A 21,697-nucleotide genomic window follows, 5' to 3' on the forward strand; every position below is an offset into this window, starting at 1 on the left:
GACAACGGATCGGCGTGTCGCACTGCGACACGCGGTCAGCCGCGCAGCTTGGCCACCGCGTCCCACAGAGCGTCGGCGACCTGCCGCTTGCTCCCGGTCGCGTACGCGACCTGCTCGCCCGCCGCGTCGAGCACCCACACCTCGTTGTCGGGTGTGCCGAACCCGCGGCCCGCGCCCACGGCGTTGACCGCGAGCAGGTCGGCCCCCTTGCGCAGCGCCTTGGCGCGGCCGTGGTCGAGCACGCTGCCGCTCGCGTCGCCGGTCTCGGCGGCGAAGCCCACCACCACCTGACCCTCGCGCAGCCGCTCGCGCACCAGCCCGGCCAGGATGTCGGGGTTCTCGACGAGCTCGATGGGCGCCGGGCCCCGGCCGGGCGCCTTCTTGATCTTCGCCTCGCTGGGCGCCGCCGGGCGGAAGTCCGCGACCGCCGCGGCCATGACGACGACGTCGGCGCTCGCGCCGGCCGCCCGCACCGCGTCGCGCAACTGCGCCGTCGACTCGACGCTCACCACGTCGTCCGCGGCCGCCTGCGCGCCTGCGATCTCCAAGTTCGCCGCCACGAGGGTGACCCGCGCCCCGCGGGCGCGCGCCGCCTCGGCGAGCGCCAAGCCCTGGCGCCCCGTCGAGCGGTTGCCGATCCACCGGACCGGGTCGATGGGCTCGCGCGTGCCACCCGCCGAGACCACCACGTGACAGCCGGCGAGGTCCTGCGGGGCGCGCGCGGCGTTCGCCACGGCGAGCGCCTCACGCGCGATGTCCTGCGGCTCGGGCAGTCGTCCCGCTCCGGTGTCCGCCCCCGTCAGCCGCCCACTCGCAGGCTCGATGACGTGCACACCGCGCTCGCGCAGCAGCCTGACGTTGGCGCGGGTGGCCGCGTGCTCCCACATCTCCGTGTGCATGGCCGGGGCCATGACCACGGGGCAGCGGGCCGTCAGCAGCGTCGAGGTCAGCAGGTCGTCGGCACGGCCCGCGGCCGCGCGCGCGAGCAGGTCGGCTGTCGCCGGCGCCACGACCACCAGGTCCGCGCCCTGACCGAGCGCGACATGCGGCACGTGCGCGACGTCGTCGAACACCTCGGCGCTGACGGGCTCACCCGACAACGCCTCCCAGGTGGGCGAGCCCACGAACCGCAGCGCTGCCTGCGTGGGGATCACCCGCACGGCGTGGCCCGCCTCCCGCAGGAGGCGCAGCAGCAGCACCGCCTTGTACGCCGCGATGCCGCCGCTGACACCCAGGACGATCCTCATCGCAGGGTCAGAAGCCCTCGGGGAGTTCCTCGGCGACCTCGGTCTCCTCGATCGGCGTCGAGGTCAGCAGACCCTCGTTGATCTCGCGCATCGCGATCGACAGCGGCTTCTCCTGCGCGCGCACGTCGACCAGCGGGCCGACGTTCTCCAGCAGGCCCTCGTTGAGCTGCGAGTAGTAGGCGTTGATCTGGCGGGCGCGCTTGGCCGCGTAGAGCACCAGGCCGTACTTGGAGTCGGTCTTCTCGAGCAGCTCGTCGATCGGGGGGTCGGTGATGCCGATGGGCTGGGCCACGGTACCGGCCATAGTTCACGCTCCAAAAGGGAGGAAGGACAGGTTCTGGCGGACAGTCTACCCGCCGACCTGCGCGTTCCCTCCCACGGCGCTCGGCGTCACGCGGCCCGCGCCGCCGTCCGGGTCCAGGCCCAGGTGACGCACGAGCTCGTCCGTCGCCCGGCGCACGTCGTCGTTGACGATCGTCACATCGAACTCCGCCTCGGCCGCCAACTCGACCCTGGCCGTGGCCAGGCGCCGCTCGCGCTCCTCGGCGTCCTCGGTGCCGCGACCGACCAGGCGCCGCTCCAACTCCTCGAAGCTCGGCGGAGCGAGGAAGACGAACAGCGCGTCCAACCCTGACGCGCGCGCCGACTCGCGCACCTGGCGCGCGCCCTGCAGGTCGATCTCCAGCAACGTCGGCACACCGGCCGCCAGGTGCTCCTCGACGGGTCCACGCGGCGTGCCGTACCGGTTGCGGCCGTGCACGACCGCCCACTCCAACATCTCCCCCGCGGCGACCATGCGGTCGAACTGGTCGGGCGAGACGAACAGGTAGTGGACGCCGTCCACCTCGCCGGGGCGCGGCGCGCGCGTCGTCGCCGAGACCGACAGCCACACCTGCGGGTAGCGGGCGCGCACGTCAGCCGAGACAGTGCCCTTCCCCACCGCGGTGGGCCCGGCGAGGACGGTCAGTCGTGCCGCGCCGGTGGCGGCGGGGAGTGCGGAAATGTCAGCCAAACCTCTCGATGAGCGCCGCGGCCTGGTGGGGGCCCAGGCCCCGGACGCGACGGGTCTCGGCGATCCCGACTTCTTCCATGATCGCCCGGGCCTTCACTTTACCGACCCCCGGGAGGGACTCGAGCAGGGCGACGACCTTGAGCTTGCCCACGACGTCGTCGGTCTGCCCCTGCTCGATCACATCCTTGAGCGATCCCTGGGAGTACTTCAGGCGGTTCTTGATCTCCGCACGCACGCGGCGTGCCTCGGCAGCCTTCTCAAGGGCTGCGGCGCGCTGCTCCGGGGTAAGAGGAGGAAGGGCCACGCAAGTCACCTACTCTGTCGAGCCGATGGGGCGGTGTTACTCCGACGAAAGTAACGGTGACCTGCGTGAGCGGCAATCCGGGCGCGCCGGTAGGCGCCGAGTGCCCGTCAAACGAGCGCGCGATCGTCATACGTGCGCGCTTTTGTGTGCCTACCGCTCGTGCGCGTGTGCGTGCTCGACCCCGTGGGCCGTGGCGGCGTGGTGCGTGTCCACCGCCCCCGCCGCCAGACGCGCCCACTGCGGCGTCGGGCGCCCCTCGACCCGCCAGAAGCCTCCGGGGCCGTGCGGCTGCGGCCAGTGTGCGGGCGAGTCCTCCCACCGCTCCCCGCGCCCGTAGACGCCGCGGTCGATCAGCTGCGTCGAGGGCACGATGGCCTCGGTCCCCCGCCCCGTGACACGGTAGGTGAGGTACACGCTCTGGCCGCGGCGCAGCAGCCACAGCCACTCGCCGAAGTCCGCGCCGAACGTCGGCTCGTCCACCTCGGCCACCGAGTACCACGGGACGGTGTAGCCCATGAAGTCGCGCAGCTCACGCGCCAGCTCCCACGGGCCCTCGAACAGCACCGCGAGCGACAGTCCGCGCGCGTGCAGGTACGACGGCTCGTGGACCCCGGAGACGCTCAGCGTGCATCCCTCGCACTGGTGGGACAGCGGCTCGCCCACGTGGGCCATGTGCTTGTAGACCACCAGTTGGTCACGCCCGTCGAACAGGTCGAGCAGGCTCACCGGTCCCTGCGGCCCGACGACGTCGACGACCGGGACCTCGGTCATCGGCATGCGCCGGCGAGCCGCGGCGAGCGCGTCCCCGGCGTGGGTGTGGGCCTTCTCACGCACCAGCAGGCGCTCGTAGGCGGCGTCCCAAGCGGCGCGGTCGACGACGGTCGGGACCGGAGCCTCGGGCTCCTCGGGGCGGTGTGCGGTCGGCGTGGACAGGGGCGTGGACATGGTGGGCCTCCGGGTCGGCGGGACGGTGTGCCGTCCTTCCGACGAGGTGGACCGCCGAAACTGATCGCCCACATCCCGCGCCCGTCGCCTCACCCGCGGCGGGGCGAGCGACCCGACCGCCCCTCAGCCGCGCAGCGCCGCCCGCGCCTCGTCGACCGCCGCCACGGCCGCCGCCCGCAGCGCCGCGACGTCGGGGCCGGCGCGCAGCACGCCGCGCGACGAGGACGCCAGCACCTGCGCGCGCGCCCGCCCGAACACCGCGGACAGCTCGGCCGCGCCCGCGCCCTGCGCGCCCACCCCCGGCGCCAGCAGCGGGCCGTTGACCGCCTCCAGGTCGGTCGCCGTCGCGCGTGCCGCGTCGCCGATGGTGGCGCCGACGACGAGGCCGACCGAGCCCAGCGGGTCGGCCCCGGCATTGAGCGCGGCGGCCTGCGCGGCCATGGTCGCGGCGACCGACACCCCGGACGACGTGACGGCGTGCTGCACCTGCGCCCCCTCGGGGTTCGACGTCAGGCACAGCACGAACAGCCCGCGGCCCGTGGCCCGCGCCAGCTCGACGGCCGGGGCGAGCGAGCCGAACCCGAGGTACGGCGAGACGGTCAGCGCGTCGCCCGCCAGGGGCGAGCCGTCGCGCAAGAACGCCTCGGCATAGGCGGCCATGGTCGAGCCGATGTCGCCGCGCTTGGCGTCGACGACGACGAGCGTGCCCGCGGCGCGCGCCGCCGCGATCGTCTCCTCAAGCACCGCGACGCCCGCCGAGCCATGGCGCTCGTAGAACGCCGCCTGCGGCTTGACCGCCGCCACCCGCCCGCCGACCGCCTCGACCACGCGCAGCGAGAACTCGCGCAGGCCGGCGGCGTCGTCGCTCAGGCCCCACGCGTCCAGCAAGGACGCGTGGGGGTCGACGCCGACGCACAGCGGCCCCAGGTCGTCCATCGCCGCCGCCAGGCGCGCCCCGAAGGCCGCCCGCTCAGCCATGGATCGGCCCCCGGCTCAGGCGGGCGTTGGTCGCCGCGGTGTGCTCCTGCAGGCTGCCGACCGCGAACGGGCCGGCGATGATCGCCTCGATGCCTTGCACCGCGGCGCCCAGCTGGTCGACGGTCGTGACGATCGGCTTGTCGGCCGCGGTCGTGGCGGCGCGGATCTCATACCCGTCGGCGCGCGCGCCCTGGCCCGAGGGCGAGTTGACCACGAGGTCGACCTCGCCCGCCGAGATGAGGTCCACGATGGTGGGCTCGCCGTCGGGGCCGCGCCCCTCGGAGAACTTGCGCACCACCCGCGCGGGGATGCCGCTGCGCTTGAGCACCTGGGCGGTTCCGGCCGTGGCCAACAGCTCGAAGCCGAGCTCGGTGAGCTTCTTGGCCGGGAACACGATCGCGCGCTTGTCGCGGTCGGCGACCGACACGAACACCCGCCCCGACGTCGGGAGCCCGCCGAACGCCGCCGCCTGCGACTTGGCGAAGGCCCGCGGGAAGTCGGCGTCAAGGCCCATGACCTCGCCCGTCGAGCGCATCTCGGGGCCCAGCACGGTGTCGACCACATGCCCGTCGGCGGTGCGGAACCGCTTGAACGGCAGCACCGCCTCCTTGACTGCGAGCGGCGCCCCCAAGTCGAGCGTGCCGCCGTCGCCGCGCGCCGGCAGGAAGCCCTCGGCGCGCAGGTCGGCGATCGACTCGCCCACCATGACGCGCGCCGCGGCCTTGGCCAGCGAGACGCCCGTCGCCTTGGAGACGAACGGGACGGTGCGCGACGCGCGCGGGTTGGCCTCCAGCACGTACAGCACGTCGCTGACCAGCGCGTACTGCACGTTGAGCAGGCCGCGCACGCCGACGCCGCGGGCGATCGCCTCGGTCGAGCGGCGGATGCGCTCGACCTCGTGCTCGCTGAGGGACACCGGCGGCAGCACGCACGCCGAGTCGCCCGAGTGGATGCCCGCCTCCTCGATGTGCTCCATGACGCCGCCGAGGAACAGCTCCTCGCCGTCGTAGAGCGCGTCGACGTCGATCTCGATGCCGTTGTCGAGGAACCGGTCGATCAACAGCGGGGCCGCCAGCGCCGTGCCCGTCGAGGCGACGCTCGCGCGGGCGGCGTCGATGGCCCGCTCGACGTAGGTGGTCAGCTGCTCGCGGGAGTAGACGATCTCCATGCCGCGTCCGCCCAGCACGTACGAGGGGCGCACGAGCACCGGGTAGCCGATGCGCTCGGCGACCTCGACGGCCTGGGCGAGCGTGCGGGCGGTGCCGAACGCGGGCGCCGGCAGGCCGGCGTCGACGAGCACCTGGCCGAACAGGCCGCGGTCCTCGGCGGCGTCGATGGCCTCGGGGCTGGTGCCCAGCACGGGCAGCCCGGCGTCCGCCAGGCGCTGGGCGAGCGAGAGCGGCGTCTGCCCGCCGAGCTGGACGATGATGCCCTTGACGGGGCCGGCGGCGAGCTCGGCCTGGTAGACCTCGAGCACGTCCTCGAAGGTGAGGGGCTCGAAGTAGAGGCGGTCGCTGGTGTCGTAGTCGGTCGAGACCGTCTCGGGGTTGCAGTTGACCATGACGGTCTCGTACTTCTCGGCGAGCGTGAGGGTCGCGTGCACGCACGAGTAGTCGAACTCGATGCCCTGGCCGATGCGGTTGGGGCCCGATCCCAAGATGATGACGGCCTCGCGCTCGCGCGGGGCGACCTCGGTCTCCTGGTCGTAGGACGAGTAGTGGTAGGGCGTCGTGGCGGCGAACTCGGCTGCGCACGTGTCGACCGTCTTGAACACGGGGCGGACGCCGAGCGCGTGGCGGATCTCGCGCACCGACTGCTCGCCGGCGGGCCCCATGCGGCGCAGCGAGGCGATCTGCCGGTCGGACAGGCCGTGGCGCTTGGCCCCGCGCAGGACGTCCTGGGTGAGGGTGGGCGCCGCGGCGACCTCGGCCGCGACCTCGTTGATGAGCTGGATCTGGTCGAGGAACCAGGGGTCGATCTTGGTGGCCTCGAAGACCCGCTCGACGCTCGCCCCGCCCCGCAGGGCCTGCTGGACGCCGACCATCCGCAGCTCGGTGGGACGCGCGATGTCGGCGAGCAGCGCGTCCAGCGCCTCACCTGCGACGGGCTCGCCGTCCCAGTGGAACTGCACGCCGGGCTTGTCGATCGAGCGCAGCGCCTTGCCGAGCGCCTCGGTGAAGTTGCGCCCCAGCGCCATGGCCTCACCGACCGACTTCATGGTGGTGGTCAGCGTGTCGTCGGCGGCGGGGAACTTCTCGAACGCGAAGCGGGGGACCTTGACCACGACGTAGTCGAGCGTGGGCTCGAACGAGGCGGGGGTCACCCGCGTGATGTCGTTGGGGATCTCGTCGAGCGTGTACCCCACGGCGAGCTTGGCGGCGATCTTGGCGATCGGGAAGCCGGTCGCCTTGGACGCCAGCGCCGAGGACCGCGACACGCGCGGGTTCATCTCGATGACGATGATCCGCCCGGTGTCGGGGTCGACGGCGAACTGGATGTTGCAGCCGCCGGTGTCGACGCCGACCTCGCGGATGACGGCGATGCCGATGTCGCGCAGCCGCTGGTACTCGCGGTCGGTGAGAGTGAGCGCGGGCGCCACGGTCACCGAGTCGCCGGTGTGCACGCCCACGGGATCGACGTTCTCGATCGAGCAGACGACCACGACGTTGTCGTCGCGGTCGCGCATGAGCTCGAGCTCGTACTCCTTCCACCCCAGGATCGACTCCTCCAGGAGCACCTCGGTGGTCGGCGAGTAGTGCAGGCCCTGACCCACGATGCGGCGCAGGTCGGCCTCGTCGTAGGCCATGCCCGAGCCGAGGCCGCCCATGGTGAAGGACGGGCGCACGACCATGGGGTAGCCCAGGTCCTCGGCGGCCGCGATCGCCTGGTCGATGGTGTGCACGATGTGCGAGCGGGCCGACTCGCCGCCGCAGCGCGCGACGACGTCGCGGAACTGCTCGCGGTCCTCGCCCTTCTGGATGGCGGGGATCGAGGCGCCGATGAGCTCGACGTCGTACTGGGCGAGCACGCCCGCCTCGTCCAGCGCGATGGCGGCGTTGAGCGCCGTCTGCCCGCCCAGGGTGGGCAGCAGCGCGTCGGGGCGCTCCTTGGCGATGATCGAGGTCAGCACCTCGGTGGTGATGGGCTCGACGTAGGTCGCGTCGGCGAACTCCGGGTCGGTCATGATCGTGGCCGGGTTGGAGTTGACCAGCACGACGCGCAAGCCCTCCTCCTTGAGCACGCGGCACGCCTGGGTGCCCGAGTAGTCGAACTCGCAGGCCTGCCCGATGACGATGGGGCCCGAGCCGATGACGAGGACGGACGAGATGTCGGTACGGCGGGGCATCAGTTCTCCATCTCGGAGGTGGTGGCGAGCTCGGCGACGACGGCGGCCGGGACGGCCACGGGCTCGCCCGTGCGCATGAGCTCGACGAAGCGGTCGAAGAGGTAGGCCGAGTCGTGGGGTCCGGCGGCGGCCTCGGGGTGGTACTGGACCGAGAAGGCGGGCAGGTCGAGGGCGGTGAGCCCCTCGACGACCTGGTCGTTGAGCCCGATGTGCGAGACGACGACGCGGCCGTAGGCGGACTTGTGCGGCGCCGCGCTCACGGCGTCCAGCGGCGCCTCGACGGCGAAGCCGTGGTTGTGCGCGGTGACCTCGACCTTGCCGGTCGTGCGGTCGAGCACGGGCTGGTTGATGCCGCGGTGCCCGTAGCCGAGCTTGTAGGTCCCGAACCCGAGCGCGCGCCCGAACAGCTGGTTGCCGAAGCAGATGCCGAAGAACGGGATGCGCGCGTCGAGCACCTGGCGCAGCAGCTCGACCTCGTGCGTGGCGGCGCCCGGGTCCCCGGGGCCGTTGGAGAAGAAGACGCCGCGCGCGCCGTCGTCGGGCAGCAGGGCCGCGACGTCGTCGAACGTCGACGACTGCGGGACCACGTGCACACGCACGCCGCGCTCGGCGAGCCGCTGCGGGGTCATGGCCTTGATGCCCAGGTCGACGGCGACGACGGTCGCCACCGGCTCGCGTCCGGCGAACTCGCCCGTGGGCTCGACGACGTACGCCTCACGCGTGGAGACCTCGCGGGCCAGGTCGGCGCCCGCCATGGGCGCGGCCGCCTTGACGGCGGCGACCAGCTCGCCGATCGGGCGCTCGTGGCCGGCGGCGTCGAGGAGGGCGTCACCCGAGAACACCCCGGCGCGCATGACGCCCAGCTCGCGCAGATGACGGGTCAGGAAGCGGGTGTCGACGTCGCTGATGCCGACCACGCCCTGCGCGGCGAGCTCCTCGTCCAGCGAGCGGCGCGCGCGCCAGTTGGACACGCGGCGGGCGGGGTCGCGCACGACCCAGCCGGCGACCCAGATGCGGCCCGACTCGGGGTCCTCGTCGTTGACGCCCGTGTTGCCGATGTGGGGCGCGGTCATCACGACGATCTGGCGGTGGTAGGACGGGTCGGTCAGCGTCTCCTGGTAGCCGGTCATGCCGGTCGAGAAGACGATCTCGCCCAGCGTCGCGCCGCGGGCGCCATGCGCGCGCCCGCGGGCCACGGTGCCGTCCTCGAGCACCAGGACGGCCGAGCCGCCGGTTGGTCCGGCGATCGGGGCGACGGTCGTGCTGAGCGTCGTGGCGTCGGTCACGGGGTCTCCTTCGGGAGTGTCTCGGTCGTCTCGTCGGGCGCGGCGGTCAGGCTCCGCACGGCCTCGAGGAGACGGGTCTTGTCAGCGGGGTGGCGCGTGCGCAGCCCCGTGTCGAGCTCGACGGCGCGCACCCGCCCGTCGGACGGGGCCAGCCAGGTCAGCACGAGGAGGCCGTCCGCCCCGACGTACTTGCCCGCCATGCCGGGCGCCAGCCCTACGCCGCGCAGCGCGTCAGCGGGTACGAACACGTCGGCGGCGCCCGCGCGCGCCACGAGCACCCCGGCGTCGTGCACGCTGACCCGCGCGGCCGCGCGGTCACCCAGGCCGTGGGCGCCGACGCGCGCGAGCCAGTCGCCCGCGAGCGTCGTGGAGACGTATGTCGCCTCGATCGGGCCCAGTCGCGCAGGGCCGAGGTCGTCGGCGGGCGGCGCCGCGGGCGGCGTGGGCACGAGCCGGCCGGTGCGCCGCGCGAGGCGGCGGCGCCCGCCGAGCACCACGAGCAGCAGCAGCACGCCGATCACGATCCACATGCCGACCGCGACCGGCATCGGCAGGCTCATGCGTCCGCCTCGACCGGAGCGCCGTCGAACACGGTGGCGCGCCCACGCAGGAACGTGGCGACCACCCGGCCCGGGATCTCGCGGCCCTGCAGCGGGGTGTTGGCCGACGCCGTCTCCTGCGTCGCGCCGTCGACCACGCGCCGCGCGGCCGGGTCGACCAGCACCAGGTTGGCGGGCTCTCCCACCGCGATGGGACGTCCGTGGCGGTCTGCGACGCGGCCGATGCGGGCCGGGGCGCCCGACAGCACGCGCGCGACGTCCGCCCAGGTCAGCCGGCCCGTGTCGACCATGGTCTCCTGCACCACCGACAGGGCGGTCTCCAGGCCCGTCATGCCGAACGCGGCGGCGGCCCACTCGCAGTCCTTGTCCTCACGCGGGTGTGGCGCGTGGTCGGTCGCGACGATGTCGATGGTGCCGTCGGCCAGGCCCTCGCGGACCGCCTCGACGTCGTCGGCCGTGCGCAGCGGCGGGTTGACCTTGAACCGGGGGTCGTAGCCGCGAGCCAGGTCGTCGGTCAGCAGCAGGTGGTGCGGCGTGGCCTCCGCGGTCACGGCGATGCCGCGCGCCTTGGCCCAGCGCACGATCTCGACACTGCCGCGCGTGGACAGGTGGCACACGTGCAGGCGCGAGCCGACATGCTCGGCCAGCAGCACGTCACGCGCGATGATGGCCTCCTCGGCGACCGCGGGCCAGCCCGCCAGCCCGATCTCCGCCGAGACGACGCCCTCGTGCATCTGCGAGCCCTCGGTCAGCCGCGGCTCCTGCGCGTGCTGGGCGATCACGCCGTCGAACGCCTTGACGTACTCCAGCGCGCGGCGCATCAGCACCGGGTCGTGCACGCACTTGCCGTCGTCGGAGAACACGCGCACGCGCGCCTTCGAGTCGGCCATCGCGCCCAGCTCGGCGAGCCGCTCGCCGTCGAGCCCGACCGTCACCGCGCCGACCGGGAAGACGTCGACCCAGCCGGCCTCCTCGCCCAGCCGCCACACCTGCTCGACCACACCGGCGGTGTCGGCCACGGGCGAGGTGTTCGCCATGGCGTGCACGGCGGTGAACCCGCCCGCGGCCGCGGCGCGCGTGCCCGAGCGGACCGTCTCGGCGTCCTCACGACCCGGCTCGCGCAGGTGCGTGTGCAGGTCCACCAGGCCGGGCAGCGCCACCAGGCCCGCGCCGTCGACCTCGACGACGTCGCCGTCCGGCGCCACCGCGGCTCCGGGGGGCGTGATCTGCGCGATCGTCCCCTCCGCGCCCGGTCCGCCGAGAACGACGTCGACCGGGTCGCCGCCGAGCGGGCGCACGCTCCTCAACAGGTAGGCGGGCATCAGATCGAGCTCCCCTCAGCCGAGGAGTCCCCGGCCAGCAGCAGGTACAGGGCGGCCATGCGCACCGCGACGCCGTTGGCGACCTGCTCGACGATCACCGAGCGGGGCGAGTCGGCGGCCTCCGCGGAGATCTCCAGGCCGCGGTTCATGGGACCGGGGTGCATGACGACGGTGTGGGCGGGCAGCATCGCCAGGCGCCGGTGGTCCAGGCCATAGCGGCGCGAGTACTCCAACGGGCTCGGGAAGAACGCGCCCGCTCCCCCAGACATCCGCTCGCGCTGCACACGCAGCATCATGACGGCGTCGGGCTGCCCGTGGGCGAGCGTCTCATCCAGGTCGTAGGACGTCGTGCACGGCCAGGTCTCGACGCCGACCGGCAGCAGCGTGGGCGGGGCGACCAGCGTCACCTGCGCGCCGAGCGTGCGCAGCAGGCGCACGTTCGAGCGCGCCACGCGCGAGTGCAGCACGTCGCCCACGACGGCGACCTTGAGTCCCGCCAGGTCCCGCCCGACGCCGTCGCCACCCGCGCCGCCGACCCGGCCCACCAGGTGGCGGCGGATCGTGAACGCGTCGAGCAGCGCCTGCGTGGGGTGCTGGTGGGTGCCGTCGCCGGCGTTGAGCACCGCGACCGGGTTGTCCGCGCTGCCCAGCCAGCCCGAGTGGGCGAGCTGGTGCGGCGCGCCGCTGGCCCAGTGCCGCACCACGACGGCGTCGGCGCCCATGGCGTGCAGCGTCAGCGCGGTGTCCTTGAGCGACTCGCCCTTGGACACGCTCGACCCCTTGGCCGAGAAGTTGATGACGTCGGCCGACAGGCGCTTGGCCGCCGTCTCGAACGAGATGCGCGTGCGCGTGGAGTCCTCGAAGAAGAGGTTGACCACGGTGCGCCCGCGCAGCGTCGGCAGCTTCTTGATCTCGCGCGACTGCGTCGCGGCCATCTGCGCTGCGGTGTCGAGCACGAGGATGGCCTCCTCGAGGCTCAGCTCGTCAGTGGACAGCAGGTGCCTCATCGCGACTCCCCCTCCCCGCCGTCGTCGGTGGACGGGCCGGCGTCGGCCGAACCGCCCCCGCCGGTCGCACCGCCACCGCCGGCCGAACCGCCTCCGCCTGTCGAGCCGCCACCGCCGGTCGAGCTTGTCGAGACCCGTCCGGTGATCACGACGGCGTCGCTTCCGCCGTCGACATCGGCCAGGCGCACCAGCACGCGCTCGCTCGCGGAGGTCGGCAGGTTCTTGCCCACGAAGTCGGGGCGGATCGGCAGCTCGCGGTGGCCGCGGTCGACCAGCGCCGCCAGGCGCACCGCGCGCGGACGGCCCAGGTCGCTCAGGGCGTCGAGCGCGGCGCGGATCGTGCGCCCGGAGTACAGGACGTCGTCGACGAGCACCACGACCTTGTCGTCGACGCCCGCCTGCGGCAGCCGCGTCACCCCGACAGCCCGCGTGGGGTTGCGGCGCAGGTCGTCGCGGTACATCGTCACGTCGAGCTCGCCCAGGGCGGCGACGGGGTCGAACGCGGGATCGATGCTCGCCAGGCGCTGGGCGAGGCGGTGGGCGAGCGGGACGCCGCGCGTGGGGATGCCCAGCAGGACGACGTCGGCGGCTCCGCGGGAGCGTTCGACCACCTCGTGGGCGATGCGGGTCAACGCCCGCTGAATGTCCTCGGCTCCGAGGACTGTGGTGACCGATGGCAGGCCGAGGCTCACCGGACCTCCTTCTCCGCCTCACGGGACGGTGTTAAAGGGTGTCTTGCGCCCCCCACACTAACCCGCCCCGACCCCCACCCCCCTCCCCACCCAAGGCGACCTCCCTCACACCCACATACCGAAACCCCGCCGAGATACCGGAATCCGGTCACGGATCGCGCGGATCGTGACCGAGGACCGGTACCTCGGCGGGGTTGCGGTATCTCGGGGTTAGGAGAGGAGGGTGGGTTTGATGTCGACGAGGCGGGCCAGGAGGCCGTTGACGAACGACGGCGAGTCGTCGGTCGACAGTTGCGCGGCCAGGTCGACCGCCTCGTCGATCGCGACGGCGTCGGGCACGTCGTCGTTGAAGAGGATCTCCCACGCGCCGATGCGCAGCAGGGCGCGGTCGACGGCGGGCATGCGCTCGATCGTCCACCCGTTGGAGTACGTCTCAAGCAGCTCGTCGATGCGGTCGCGGTGAGCGCTGACGCCCTCAACGACGTCGGCCGCGTACTGCGGCACGGGCGACTCGGTCAACGGCCGGGCCACGCGCTCGCGCAGCAGCCCGACGGCGTCGACGCCGCGCTGCTCCGCCTCGAAGAGGATGTCGGCGGCGCGCTTACGCGCCTTGGTGCGTGCACCCATGGTCGTGTCAGTTCCCGTCTGGGGAGAGCCCGCGGGCTCAGTCGTTCACGCGGCCGAGGTACGACCCGTCACGCGTGTCGACCTTGACCTTGGTGCCCTGCTCGAGGAACAGCGGGACCTGGATCTCCTTGCCCGTCTCGAGCGTGGCGGGCTTGGTGCCGCCCGTCGAGCGGTCGCCCTGCAGCCCCGGCTCGGTGTAGGTGATCTCAAGCACGACCGACGCGGGCAGCTCGACGTACAGCGGCGTGCCCTCGTTGGAGGCGACCAGGACGCTCATGCCCTCGAGCATGTAGTCCTTGGCGTCGCCGACGGTCTCGCCCGACACGTGGATCTGGTCGTAGGTGTCGTTGTCCATGAAGACGAAGTCCGAGCCGTCCATGTACAGGTACTGGAAGTCGCGGCGGTCGACGTTGGCGGTCTCGACCTTGATGCCCGCGTTGAAGGTCTTGTCGACGACCTTGCCCGAGAGCACGTTCTTCATCTTGGTGCGGACGAACGCGCCACCCTTGCCCGGCTTGACGTGCTGGAACTCGATGATCGTCCAGAGCTGACCGTCGATGCGGAGCACGGTGCCGTTCTTGATGTCGTTGGAGGTAGCCACGTTCGGATCTTCCCTACTGGTTATCGGGGCAGGTCGGGGGTGCGCGTCAAGCTGCGAGGGCGCGAAGAGCCCGGGCAAGTGTAGCCGCTCACCCCAGGCCGGTGACGATCAGGGCGATCGCCGCGCGCCCGAGCAGCCCACACGCGCCCGCCCAGACGACCGAGGCGAGGGTCCCGACGACGAACCGCTCCCGCGCCGCGGGCCGCTCGCGCAGCTCGTACACCCGCCCCAGGCCCTTGATCGCGACGACGACAGCGGCGCCCTCGGGGAAGCCGGCGAGGATGCTCAAGGTGACGCCCGCCCGCTCCAGCAGGCCGATCCAGGCGCCTCCGGCCAGCGCCCGCGCGGCGGCGGCCTCGGCGTCGACGGGAGCCTCGGTGCGCCGCAGCACCCAGGGCACCAGCAGCGCGCCCAGTCCGACCGACGCCGCCAGCGACCCCGCGCCGACGGCGACGCACGCCAGCGCCTGCCCCACATCCATAGGCGCGACGCTAGCGGGCCCCGGCGCGAGCATCCCCGCGCCGCGCCGCCGGGCAGCCGCCGGGACCGGCTTGCTGACCGCCGCGTCGAGTCCTGCGCCCGGGCCGTGCCACGATGGGCCGACGCCCGCGGCCAGCCCACGGACCGCGCCGAGAGGAGCAGCGAAGATGCAGCGCCACGCCCGGAGCCGACCCGCCGTCCAGTCCGTCGCCCGCAAGAGGGCACTCGCCCTGGCGGCGGCCGCACTCACCGCCGGGGCCCTGGTGGGGTGCGGGCAGGACGACGCGTCGGCGGACGGCGCCGGTGACGCGACGGCCCCGGCGTCCCAGTCGACGCCCCAGCAGCAGCCCGAGCCCCTCCGGGCGGAGAACTTCCTCGACCGTGTGCAGGCGGCTCAGCGCGAGGCGCGGACCGCGCGAATCGAGTTGCAGGGGGCGTTGAGCGCCACCGGGTTGGTGGACATGGGCACGCCGGATGGTCGTGACGTCCGCTTGACGATGACGCTCTCGGCGTCAGGCATGGAGCAGACCGTGACCCTCGTCGACGGGGTGATGTACATGCCGCAGCCCGGCGCGGGCGACACGTGGATCGCGATCGATCTCAAGAACCCCGGGAGCGAGCGGGCCGCCGCGCTGGCCGACGAGCTCGAGATCGACCCGTTCGCCCAGATCGACGACGTCAAGGGCGCGGTGACCGCCGTCGAGCTCGTGGGCCCCGAGACGCTCGCCGACGGGACGCGGGGGACGCGGTACAAGGTCACCGTCGACCCCAGCCTCGCCACCGGATCGACGGGCGAGGCACTGGCCGGCCTCGGGCTCGACGACCTGGTCTACGACTACGTCCTGGACGAGGAGGACCGTCCGTTGGCGGTCAGCACCGAGTTCCTCGGGCAGTCGATCGCGATCCTCGCGAGTGGGTGGGGCGAGCCCGTGGACATCCAGGCGCCCGACCCGTCGCAGGTCATCTCCGCCGCCGAGGCCGGCTTCTGAGTGCCCTCAGCGCTCGGCCAGCGCCGCCAGCAGTCGGGCGACGACAGGCCGCGTGGCGGCCTCCTCTGCCCACGACGCGGCGAGCAGCCGCTGACTGACGGCCTGCGCCGTGACACCGAGCGTCGTGGCCGCTCGTCGCTGAGACCCCGTGCGATTGAGCGCGTCGACCGCCTCCCACCCAGCGTCGGTGCGCCGCGCGGCGACGGCGGCGACCAGGCGTAGCAGCGCCTGCACCTCGGCGGCTCGCGCGGCGTCATCGGCCTCGACCGCGATCCCGCCGGCGCCTGGTTGCCGCTTGGCCCGCTCGACGGCCCGACGGGCGTGCGCGTAGGCGGGCCCCGCCGCCTCCCGCGACGAGGCGGGCAGTGGCCGGGCGACATCGCCCACCCCAAGGCCCACCGACCAGCCGCGCTCGCGGTCCAGGGCCAACACCAGGTCGACGGCGAGCGCGGCGCCGTCCGGGGCGGCCGTCAAGAGCCCCTGCACCTCGTCGCCCACCGTCCGGTCGAACGCGAGCGCGAGTCCGTGGCGGCCTTCGCACAGGCCGGTCAGCACCTCCAGGGCGCGCGGGACGCGGTCGACGTCGTTTGTAGAACCACGCTGGTCGGCGGTCAAGACGATCACGAGACCAGGCTATTGCCTTGATCTCTAAACATCAAGGCTGAACCCTTGAGCCTCACGACTCCAGGCTCAATCCTTGGGCGATGGCCTCGATCGCGAGCCGGTACGACCGGAACCCGAACCCCGCGATCGTCCCGGTCGCGACGCCCGAGACCACCGAGTAGTGGCGGAAGGACTCCCGGGTGTGGGGGTTCGACAGGTGCACCTCGACGAGCAGCAGGCCCGACGACGTGACCTGGGCGGCGGCGTCGCGCAGCGCGTAGCTGTAGTGCGTGAACGCGGCCGGGTTGAGCACCACGTGCGCGCGGGTGTCGACCGCCTCGTGCAGCCAGCCGACGATCTCGGACTCGTCGTCGGTCTGGCGCGCGTCCACCGTGAGGCCGAGCTCGGCCCCCCACCCCGCCGCGGCGGCCACCAGGTCGGCGTGGGTGTCGGCGCCGTAGATCTCCGGCTCGCGCACGCCGAGCCTGCCGAGGTTGGGTCCGTTGAGCACGAGAACGCGAGTCACCGCGCCAGCGTAGCCGCCGCGCCGGGCCGCGGGCGCGCACACCGTGCCCTACGGTGAGCCCCGTGACCACCGCGCCCGCGGCCACGCGCCGCATCGACATCCTGCTGGTGCCCATGGACATGACGGCCGCGCTCATCGGCCACCTCCTCGGCCCCGAGGCCGCCGACGCGGCGACGACGTTCACCGAACTCGAGGTGTGCGCCGATCCCGACTGGGACCCGTTCGCCGCGCGCCACGGGCTCGTGTGACCGCGCGCGACCTCAAAGGACCCGCACGAGCGTGACCGTCACCGCGGCCGCGAGCGCCGCGTAGCCGACCACGACCGACGCGCGCGCGATGCCCGCACCCTCCTCGCCGCTGGTGCGCACCGCGGCCAGCGCTCGCTGGCCCGGCACGACGGCGAGCGCCGCGAGCAGCAGCAGGGCGGCGGTGGCGTAGGCGCCTCCGGGCACGTCGTGCGCTCCGGTGAGCAGCAGCACCAGGCCGCCGACGCCCATGAACAGCGCGATGGTCAGGGCGGCCACAGCGCTGCGGTTCCAGCCGGTCAGAGGCTCGAGCGCGTGACTGGCGACCTGGCGGGAGTCGATCTTGACCATCAGCAGCAGGCCGAGGCCGAGCGCGAGCACGATGCCGATGCCGAGCACGCCGTAGCGCGTCGCGCCGAACCAGGCGATGAAGGCGGCCCACAGCGCCGGGGACAGCGGGCTGGCGACGCGGCCCGTGGTGGCGTACAGCCCGAAGACCTCGCCTTGCATGGCCTCGGGTGTCACCTTGGACAGCAGCGCACGGCTGGAGGCCTGCGCCGGTCCGACGCACGCCGACAGCACCAGGCCGCCGATCCAGAACACGATGTCGCCCAGCGGAGCGGCGACGAACACGAACACGGCCATGACCACGAGCAGGGCCAGGGCGAAGATGATGACCTTGCGCGCACCGACCCGGTCGTCGAGCCGCCCGACGAAGATGGTCGAGACGCCCGCCACCACGTTGGCCGCGATCCCGAAGATCAGCACTTCGTTGGTCGAGAACCCGAACCCGGCGGCGGCGAGCACCCCGCCGAAGGCGAAGACGCCGGCCAGTCCGTCGCGGTAGACGGCGCTGGCGAACAGGAACCAGAACGTGGGGCGGGACTGGCGGTAGAGCGCGATCATGTCGGCGACCAGGTCGACGTACCCGGCCAGGAAGCCGCGGCGCCCGGGCGCGGGTCTGCGGTATTCGGGCACGTTGACCACAAGCGGGATCGAGAACACGATCGTCCACACCGCGGCGCCCACGGCGATGAGGCGGAAGGGCAGGCCGTTGGAGGTGTCCATGCCGAACCAGTCGGCGAACGTCAGCACGACGACGATGACGAGCGCCACGATGCCGCCGAGGTACCCCATGCCCCAGCCCAGGCCCGAGACGCGTCCGACGGTGGCCGGCGTGGAGACCTGGTGCAGCATGGCGTTGTAGTTGACGCCGGCGATCTCGGAGACGACGGACCCGAGCGCGAGCACGATCGCCCCGTAGGTGAAGTACCGCGGGTCCTCCTGGACGAACGCCAGGAGGAACTGGATGAGGGCGAGGCCGCCGGTCGCGGCGATGAGCCAGCGCTTGCGTCCGCCCGACGTCTCGGCGCGGGCGCCCAGGGCGGGCGCCAGGTAGAAGATCAGCAGGCCCGCGATCGCCGTCCACGCCCCGTAGCGGCTGGACAGCTCCGCCAGCCCGCGCACCCGCTCGGGGGCGTCGGCGGGCAGGTCGGCGATGTGCGGGGCCAGGAAGCTGGTCGAGACCAGGTACAGCGGCGCGAAGACGAAGGTGAGGATGACGGAGTTGAAGGGCTGCGTCGCCCAGTCCCACAGCGCCCAGGAGCGCACGCGCTTGGCGGGGATGGGGTCCGGCGCGGCGGGCTGCCCCTCGGCCACGGCGGTCGCGGTCGGGGGCACGAAGTCGCTCATGTCGAGCATGATGCCCGACTTGGCGGAGCAGTGAAAGCGTTCTCCACGCCGACTCGGACCGCCGCCGGACCGCGAGCGGGTGGTGACCGGTCAGCGGCCGCCCGCGCCGTCGCCCCCGCCCTCCTCGTCCGCGAGGGCGCCCGGGCCGATCTCGGCCACGTCGCGCACTCCCGCCAGCGCCATGGTGAGGTCGAGCTCGGCCAGCACGTGCCGCACGACGGCGCGCACCCCCGCCTGCCCGGCCAGCGCCAGTCCGTAGACCCACGGGCGCCCGAGCAGCACCGCGTCGGCGCCGAGCGCGAGCGCGACGAACACGTCGGCGCCCGTGCGCACGCCCGAGTCGAACAGCACCGGCGCTTCGGGGCGCGTCGCGCGCACTGCGGCGGCGACCGCGGGCAGCGCGTCGAGCGAGGCGATCGCGTTGTCGATCTGGCGCCCGCCGTGGTTGGACACCACGACGCCGTCGGCGCCGGCGTCGAGCGCTCGCCGCGCGTCGTCGGGGTGCTGCACCCCCTTGACGAGGATCGGCAGGCGTGTGCGCTCGCGCAGCCAACCCAGGTCGGACCAGGTGAGGTTCGAGCGTGAGAACACGTCGAGGAACGTCTCGACGTCGGCGCGCCGGGCGCCGTGCCGGCACATGGTCGCCACGGCGCGCAGCGCGGCGAGCGTGGGCCGCCCCGACGACGGCGCTGGTGTGCGGGCGTCGGCGAGCCGGCGGAACGCGGGGTCGGAGGTGTACTGCGCGATGCCCTCGCCGCGCGCGAACGGCAGGTAGCCGAGGTCGAGGTCCCGCGGGCGCCATCCGAGCACGTGGGTGTCGAGGGTCACGACGATCGCCTCGGCGCCCGCAGCCTCGGCGCGCGCGACGAGCGAGGCGGCGACGTCGTCGTCGCGCGACCAGTAGAGCTGGAACCAGCGCGGGGACGGGCCCAGCGCGGCCGCGGTGGCCTCCAGGGGCGTGGAGGCCTGTGACGAGATGACCAGCGGGACCCCCAGCTCGCGCGCGGCGCGCGCCACAGGCGGCTCGGCGTGCGCGGGCCCGCCGCGCACTGCGAGCTCGAGCGCGCCGATGGGCGCGAGCAGCAGCGGCGCGGGCAGCCGCCGCCCCAGCAGCGTCGTGGCGAGCGAGCGCTGGGCGACGTCGACCATCTGCCGCGGCACGATGCGCCGCCGGACGAAGGCCGCGGCGTTGGCCGCGACCGTGCGCTCAGCCCCCGCGCCGCCGGCGATGTACGCCCAGCCGCGCGCGCTCATGCGGCGGCGGGCCGCGGCCTCGAGCGCCGCGGGGGCGACCGGGACCACGGGGCGGCGCCCGAACACGCCCGCGCGGTAGATCGCGCTCTGGACCGACCGCCCCACGTCGTGCGTCACGACGCCGATCGTGCCACATCGCCGCTGATCAGGGCATAGGCTTCCCGCGTGGCTGCGACAACGCTCCCGTCCGCCGGCCTTGACTGGCGCGACGACGATCTGCTGGGCGCGCCGTTCGAACAGGCGCCGCTCGGCCCTGCGACGCTCGTGCGCCTACGGCCCACGCCCGACGACGTCGCCGCGGCGCGCGGCGTGGTGCTGCACGTGCACGGCTACAACGACTACTTCTTCCATGCGCACCTGGCGCGCGCGTTCGCGGACGCCGGGTACCTTTTCCACGCGGTCGACCTGCGCGCTGCGGGGCGCTCGCTGCGGCCCGGGCAGACGCCGCACTACGTCACCGACCTGCGCGAGCAGGGCAGCGACGTCGCGGCCGCCTCCGCGGCGCTGCGCGCCGCCTACCCACTGCCCCTGGTGGCGCACGCGCACTCGACGGGCGGGCTGACCACGTCGCTGTGGGCGCACGCCCACCGGCACGCGACCGGGACCGCCGCTGGGCCCGACGCCCTCGTGCTCGACTCGCCGTTCCTCGAACTGCCCGGGTCCGAGTTCGGGCGCGCCGTCGGAACGCGGGTCCTCGACCGCCTCGGGTCGCTGCGGCCCCTGACGGCGCTGTCGCACGGCCCGTCCTGGTATGCGACGGCGCTGCTGCGCGAGAACGGCGGGCGGTGGGAGTTCGACACGACACTCAAGCGGCCGGACGGCGTCCCCGCGCGCGCTGGCTGGCTGCGGGCCGTGCGGCGCGCGCAGGCGCGCGTGGCGCGCGGTCTGGCGATCGCCTGCCCGGTGCTGCTGGCGGCCTCGGCCGCCTCCAGCCGCGACGCGCCCGACAATCCGCTCGTCGACTCGACCGACACGGTGCTCGACGTCGAGCAGATCGTGGCCCGTGCGCCGCGGCTGGGACGCGACGTGACCGTGCTGCGGATCGAGGGCGGCGTGCACGACCTCGCCCTCTCGGCCGACGGGCCGCGCCAGGCCTACCTCGACGCCGTGCTGGGGTGGCTGGCGACGGCGCTGCGGCCCGCGGTGGACCTCACGACGGAGCGGACAGCATGACCCACCCGTACTTCGACACCACGCTGCCCGACGGCCGCCCGGGCGTCGCCGCGCTCGCCCACCGCGGCTTCGCCCGAGCCGGGGGCGTCGACTCGGGCCTGGAGAACTCGCTCGCCGCGTTCGCCGCCGCCGTCGAGCTGGGGTTCCACTACGTCGAGACCGACGCGCACGGCACGTCGGACGGGGTCGCGGTCGCGTTGCACGACGCCTCGCTCGACCGCACGACGGACGCGCACGGCTTGGTCGCCGACCTGCCGTGGTCGCAGGTGCGCGCCGCGCGCATCGGCGGCGTCGAGCCGGTGCCCACGCTTGAGGACGTGCTCGGCACGTGGCCGACGCTGCGCGTCAACGTCGACGTCAAGGCCGACTCGGGGATCGAGCCGGTGGCCCGGGCGATCGAGCGCACGGCGTCACACGAGCGGGTGTGCGTCACCTCGTTCTCGGCTGCGCGCCGCCGCGCCACGCTCGCGCGGCTGTCACACCCCGTGGCCACGAGCGCCGGCACCAGCGAGGTCGCGGGATTCCTAGCGGGCGCACGGCTGCGCGTGCCCGCGATCGCGAGGGCCGCGCTGCGCCGGGTCGACGCGCTCCAGGTGCCGGTCCGCGAGGCGGCCGGCCCGGCCCGCCTCACCGTGGTCGACGCGACGACGCTCGCCGCGGCGCACGCCGCGGGCCGTCAGGTCCACGTGTGGACCGTCAACGACGCCCGGGAGATGGAGCGGCTGCTCGACCTCGGGGTCGACGGCCTCGTCACCGACCGCGCCGACCTGCTCCGGCAGGTGCTGGTCAGCCGCAGCCTGTGGTGAGC

The 21,697-nt window shown here is 73.7% G+C and carries 23 protein-coding genes; 4 read left to right on the top strand and 19 right to left on the bottom strand.

What is annotated here, in order from left to right; genetic code table 11:
* Positions 1-35 precede the first annotated feature (35 nt).
* The 15 genes from coaBC to EV386_RS05960 form a co-directional block, all read right to left on the bottom strand.
* Positions 36-1,247, bottom strand: coding sequence for a bifunctional phosphopantothenoylcysteine decarboxylase/phosphopantothenate--cysteine ligase CoaBC (gene coaBC / locus EV386_RS05890; protein ID WP_130413192.1), 1,212 nt, complete (start codon positions 1,245-1,247; stop codon positions 36-38).
* A 7-nt stretch (positions 1,248-1,254) separates the two neighbouring features.
* Entirely contained in the window at positions 1,255-1,551 is a 297-nt protein-coding gene (gene rpoZ / locus EV386_RS05895; protein ID WP_130413194.1) for a DNA-directed RNA polymerase subunit omega, read from the bottom strand.
* 45 nt (positions 1,552-1,596) lie between these two features.
* Positions 1,597-2,259, bottom strand: coding sequence for a guanylate kinase (gene gmk / locus EV386_RS05900; RefSeq protein ID WP_130413195.1), 663 nt, complete (start codon positions 2,257-2,259; stop codon positions 1,597-1,599).
* Positions 2,252-2,563, bottom strand: coding sequence for an integration host factor, actinobacterial type (gene mihF, locus EV386_RS05905; RefSeq protein WP_130413197.1), 312 nt, complete (start codon positions 2,561-2,563; stop codon positions 2,252-2,254). Before mihF ends, gmk begins: the two co-directional genes overlap by 8 nt.
* Positions 2,564-2,713: 150 nt before the next feature.
* Entirely contained in the window at positions 2,714-3,508 is a 795-nt protein-coding gene (locus EV386_RS05910; RefSeq protein ID WP_130413199.1) for a DUF899 family protein, read from the bottom strand.
* 123 nt (positions 3,509-3,631) lie between these two features.
* The gene (gene pyrF, locus EV386_RS05915; protein ID WP_130413201.1) at positions 3,632-4,486 is read right to left on the bottom strand and encodes an orotidine-5'-phosphate decarboxylase; all 855 of its coding nucleotides are present in this window, start codon (positions 4,484-4,486) and stop codon (positions 3,632-3,634) included.
* Entirely contained in the window at positions 4,479-7,832 is a 3,354-nt protein-coding gene (carB, locus tag EV386_RS05920) for a carbamoyl-phosphate synthase large subunit (RefSeq protein WP_130413203.1), read from the bottom strand. The genes pyrF and carB overlap by 8 nt, the downstream gene beginning before the upstream one ends.
* On the bottom strand, positions 7,832-9,079 hold the full coding sequence (gene carA / locus EV386_RS05925) for a glutamine-hydrolyzing carbamoyl-phosphate synthase small subunit (protein WP_207216592.1): 1,248 nt from the start codon (positions 9,077-9,079) through the stop codon (positions 7,832-7,834). The genes carB and carA overlap by 1 nt, the downstream gene beginning before the upstream one ends.
* 35 nt (positions 9,080-9,114) lie before the next feature.
* Positions 9,115-9,678: a PH-like domain-containing protein gene (locus EV386_RS05930; protein ID WP_130413207.1), complete on the bottom strand. Its 564-nt coding sequence runs from the start codon at positions 9,676-9,678 to the stop codon at positions 9,115-9,117.
* Positions 9,675-11,000 (bottom strand): dihydroorotase, encoded by a 1,326-nt coding sequence (locus EV386_RS05935; protein ID WP_130413209.1) that lies wholly within the window; start codon positions 10,998-11,000, stop codon positions 9,675-9,677. Before EV386_RS05935 ends, EV386_RS05930 begins: the two co-directional genes overlap by 4 nt.
* A complete protein-coding gene (locus tag EV386_RS05940) occupies positions 11,000-12,007 on the bottom strand; it encodes an aspartate carbamoyltransferase catalytic subunit (RefSeq protein ID WP_130413211.1) in 1,008 nt (335 codons plus the stop codon). Before EV386_RS05940 ends, EV386_RS05935 begins: the two co-directional genes overlap by 1 nt.
* Positions 12,004-12,699 (bottom strand): bifunctional pyr operon transcriptional regulator/uracil phosphoribosyltransferase PyrR, encoded by a 696-nt coding sequence (gene pyrR, locus EV386_RS05945; RefSeq protein WP_207216481.1) that lies wholly within the window; start codon positions 12,697-12,699, stop codon positions 12,004-12,006. Before pyrR ends, EV386_RS05940 begins: the two co-directional genes overlap by 4 nt.
* Before the next feature lie 210 nt (positions 12,700-12,909).
* On the bottom strand, positions 12,910-13,326 hold the full coding sequence (nusB, locus tag EV386_RS05950; protein ID WP_130413213.1) for a transcription antitermination factor NusB: 417 nt from the start codon (positions 13,324-13,326) through the stop codon (positions 12,910-12,912).
* A gap of 37 nt (positions 13,327-13,363) precedes the next feature.
* The gene (gene efp / locus EV386_RS05955; RefSeq protein WP_130413215.1) at positions 13,364-13,927 is read right to left on the bottom strand and encodes an elongation factor P; all 564 of its coding nucleotides are present in this window, start codon (positions 13,925-13,927) and stop codon (positions 13,364-13,366) included.
* A gap of 88 nt (positions 13,928-14,015) precedes the next feature.
* A complete protein-coding gene (locus EV386_RS05960; RefSeq protein WP_130413217.1) occupies positions 14,016-14,408 on the bottom strand; it encodes a hypothetical protein in 393 nt (130 codons plus the stop codon).
* Between the two features lie 166 nt (positions 14,409-14,574).
* On the opposite strand from EV386_RS05960, the gene EV386_RS05965 reads away from it, so the two are divergent.
* Positions 14,575-15,396 carry an SCO4651 family lipoprotein gene (locus tag EV386_RS05965; RefSeq protein ID WP_130413219.1) on the top strand — a complete coding sequence of 274 codons (822 nt, stop codon included), beginning with the start codon at positions 14,575-14,577 and terminating at the stop codon, positions 15,394-15,396.
* Positions 15,397-15,402: 6 nt separating this feature from the next.
* Here EV386_RS05965 and EV386_RS05970 read toward each other — a convergent pair whose 3' ends face one another.
* Together EV386_RS05970 and EV386_RS05975 are read right to left on the bottom strand one after the other, a co-directional pair.
* Positions 15,403-16,020: a SatD family protein gene (locus tag EV386_RS05970; protein WP_130413221.1), complete on the bottom strand. Its 618-nt coding sequence runs from the start codon at positions 16,018-16,020 to the stop codon at positions 15,403-15,405.
* A 52-nt stretch (positions 16,021-16,072) separates the two neighbouring features.
* Positions 16,073-16,525, bottom strand: a complete 453-nt coding sequence (locus tag EV386_RS05975; RefSeq protein ID WP_130413224.1) for a type II 3-dehydroquinate dehydratase — start codon at positions 16,523-16,525, stop codon at positions 16,073-16,075.
* A 62-nt stretch (positions 16,526-16,587) separates the two neighbouring features.
* Between EV386_RS05975 and EV386_RS05980 the strand changes: the two genes are divergently transcribed.
* A complete protein-coding gene (locus tag EV386_RS05980; protein WP_130413226.1) occupies positions 16,588-16,773 on the top strand; it encodes a hypothetical protein in 186 nt (61 codons plus the stop codon).
* Between the two features lie 12 nt (positions 16,774-16,785).
* Here EV386_RS05980 and EV386_RS05985 read toward each other — a convergent pair whose 3' ends face one another.
* Both EV386_RS05985 and EV386_RS05990 read right to left on the bottom strand, forming a co-directional pair.
* Positions 16,786-18,462: an MFS transporter gene (locus tag EV386_RS05985; protein ID WP_130413228.1), complete on the bottom strand. Its 1,677-nt coding sequence runs from the start codon at positions 18,460-18,462 to the stop codon at positions 16,786-16,788.
* 90 nt (positions 18,463-18,552) lie between these two features.
* On the bottom strand, positions 18,553-19,833 hold the full coding sequence (locus tag EV386_RS05990; RefSeq protein ID WP_130413230.1) for an alpha-hydroxy-acid oxidizing protein: 1,281 nt from the start codon (positions 19,831-19,833) through the stop codon (positions 18,553-18,555).
* Positions 19,834-19,881: 48 nt separating this feature from the next.
* Here EV386_RS05990 and EV386_RS05995 point away from each other — a divergent pair, with 48 nt between their 5' ends.
* Positions 19,882-20,889 carry an alpha/beta hydrolase gene (locus EV386_RS05995; RefSeq protein ID WP_130413232.1) on the top strand — a complete coding sequence of 336 codons (1,008 nt, stop codon included), beginning with the start codon at positions 19,882-19,884 and terminating at the stop codon, positions 20,887-20,889.
* Positions 20,886-21,695, top strand: a complete 810-nt coding sequence (locus EV386_RS06000) for a glycerophosphodiester phosphodiesterase family protein (RefSeq protein WP_130413234.1) — start codon at positions 20,886-20,888, stop codon at positions 21,693-21,695. Before EV386_RS05995 ends, EV386_RS06000 begins: the two co-directional genes overlap by 4 nt.
* Positions 21,696-21,697 lie beyond the last annotated feature (2 nt).

The organism is Xylanimonas ulmi (assembly GCF_004216535.1).
Classification (GTDB): domain Bacteria; phylum Actinomycetota; class Actinomycetes; order Actinomycetales; family Cellulomonadaceae; genus Xylanimonas; species Xylanimonas ulmi.

Excerpts from the sequence above, each read along its gene's own strand:
- coaBC (WP_130413192.1), bottom strand. The coding sequence starts at position 1,247 with ATGAGGATCGTCCTGGGTGTCAGCGGCGGCATCGCGGCGTACAAGGCG.
- rpoZ (WP_130413194.1), bottom strand. The coding sequence starts at position 1,551 with ATGGCCGGTACCGTGGCCCAGCCCATCGGCATCACCGACCCCCCGATC.
- EV386_RS05910 (WP_130413199.1), bottom strand. The coding sequence starts at position 3,508 with ATGTCCACGCCCCTGTCCACGCCGACCGCACACCGCCCCGAGGAGCCC.
- pyrF (WP_130413201.1), bottom strand. The coding sequence starts at position 4,486 with ATGGCTGAGCGGGCGGCCTTCGGGGCGCGCCTGGCGGCGGCGATGGAC.
- carB (WP_130413203.1), bottom strand. The coding sequence starts at position 7,832 with ATGCCCCGCCGTACCGACATCTCGTCCGTCCTCGTCATCGGCTCGGGC.
- EV386_RS05930 (WP_130413207.1), bottom strand. The coding sequence starts at position 9,678 with ATGAGCCTGCCGATGCCGGTCGCGGTCGGCATGTGGATCGTGATCGGC.
- EV386_RS05935 (WP_130413209.1), bottom strand. The coding sequence starts at position 11,000 with ATGCCCGCCTACCTGTTGAGGAGCGTGCGCCCGCTCGGCGGCGACCCG.
- EV386_RS05940 (WP_130413211.1), bottom strand. The coding sequence starts at position 12,007 with ATGAGGCACCTGCTGTCCACTGACGAGCTGAGCCTCGAGGAGGCCATC.
- nusB (WP_130413213.1), bottom strand. The coding sequence starts at position 13,326 with ATGGGTGCACGCACCAAGGCGCGTAAGCGCGCCGCCGACATCCTCTTC.
- EV386_RS05960 (WP_130413217.1), bottom strand. The coding sequence starts at position 14,408 with ATGGATGTGGGGCAGGCGCTGGCGTGCGTCGCCGTCGGCGCGGGGTCG.
- EV386_RS05965 (WP_130413219.1), top strand. The coding sequence starts at position 14,575 with ATGCAGCGCCACGCCCGGAGCCGACCCGCCGTCCAGTCCGTCGCCCGC.
- EV386_RS05985 (WP_130413228.1), bottom strand. The coding sequence starts at position 18,462 with ATGAGCGACTTCGTGCCCCCGACCGCGACCGCCGTGGCCGAGGGGCAG.
- EV386_RS06000 (WP_130413234.1), top strand. The coding sequence starts at position 20,886 with ATGACCCACCCGTACTTCGACACCACGCTGCCCGACGGCCGCCCGGGC.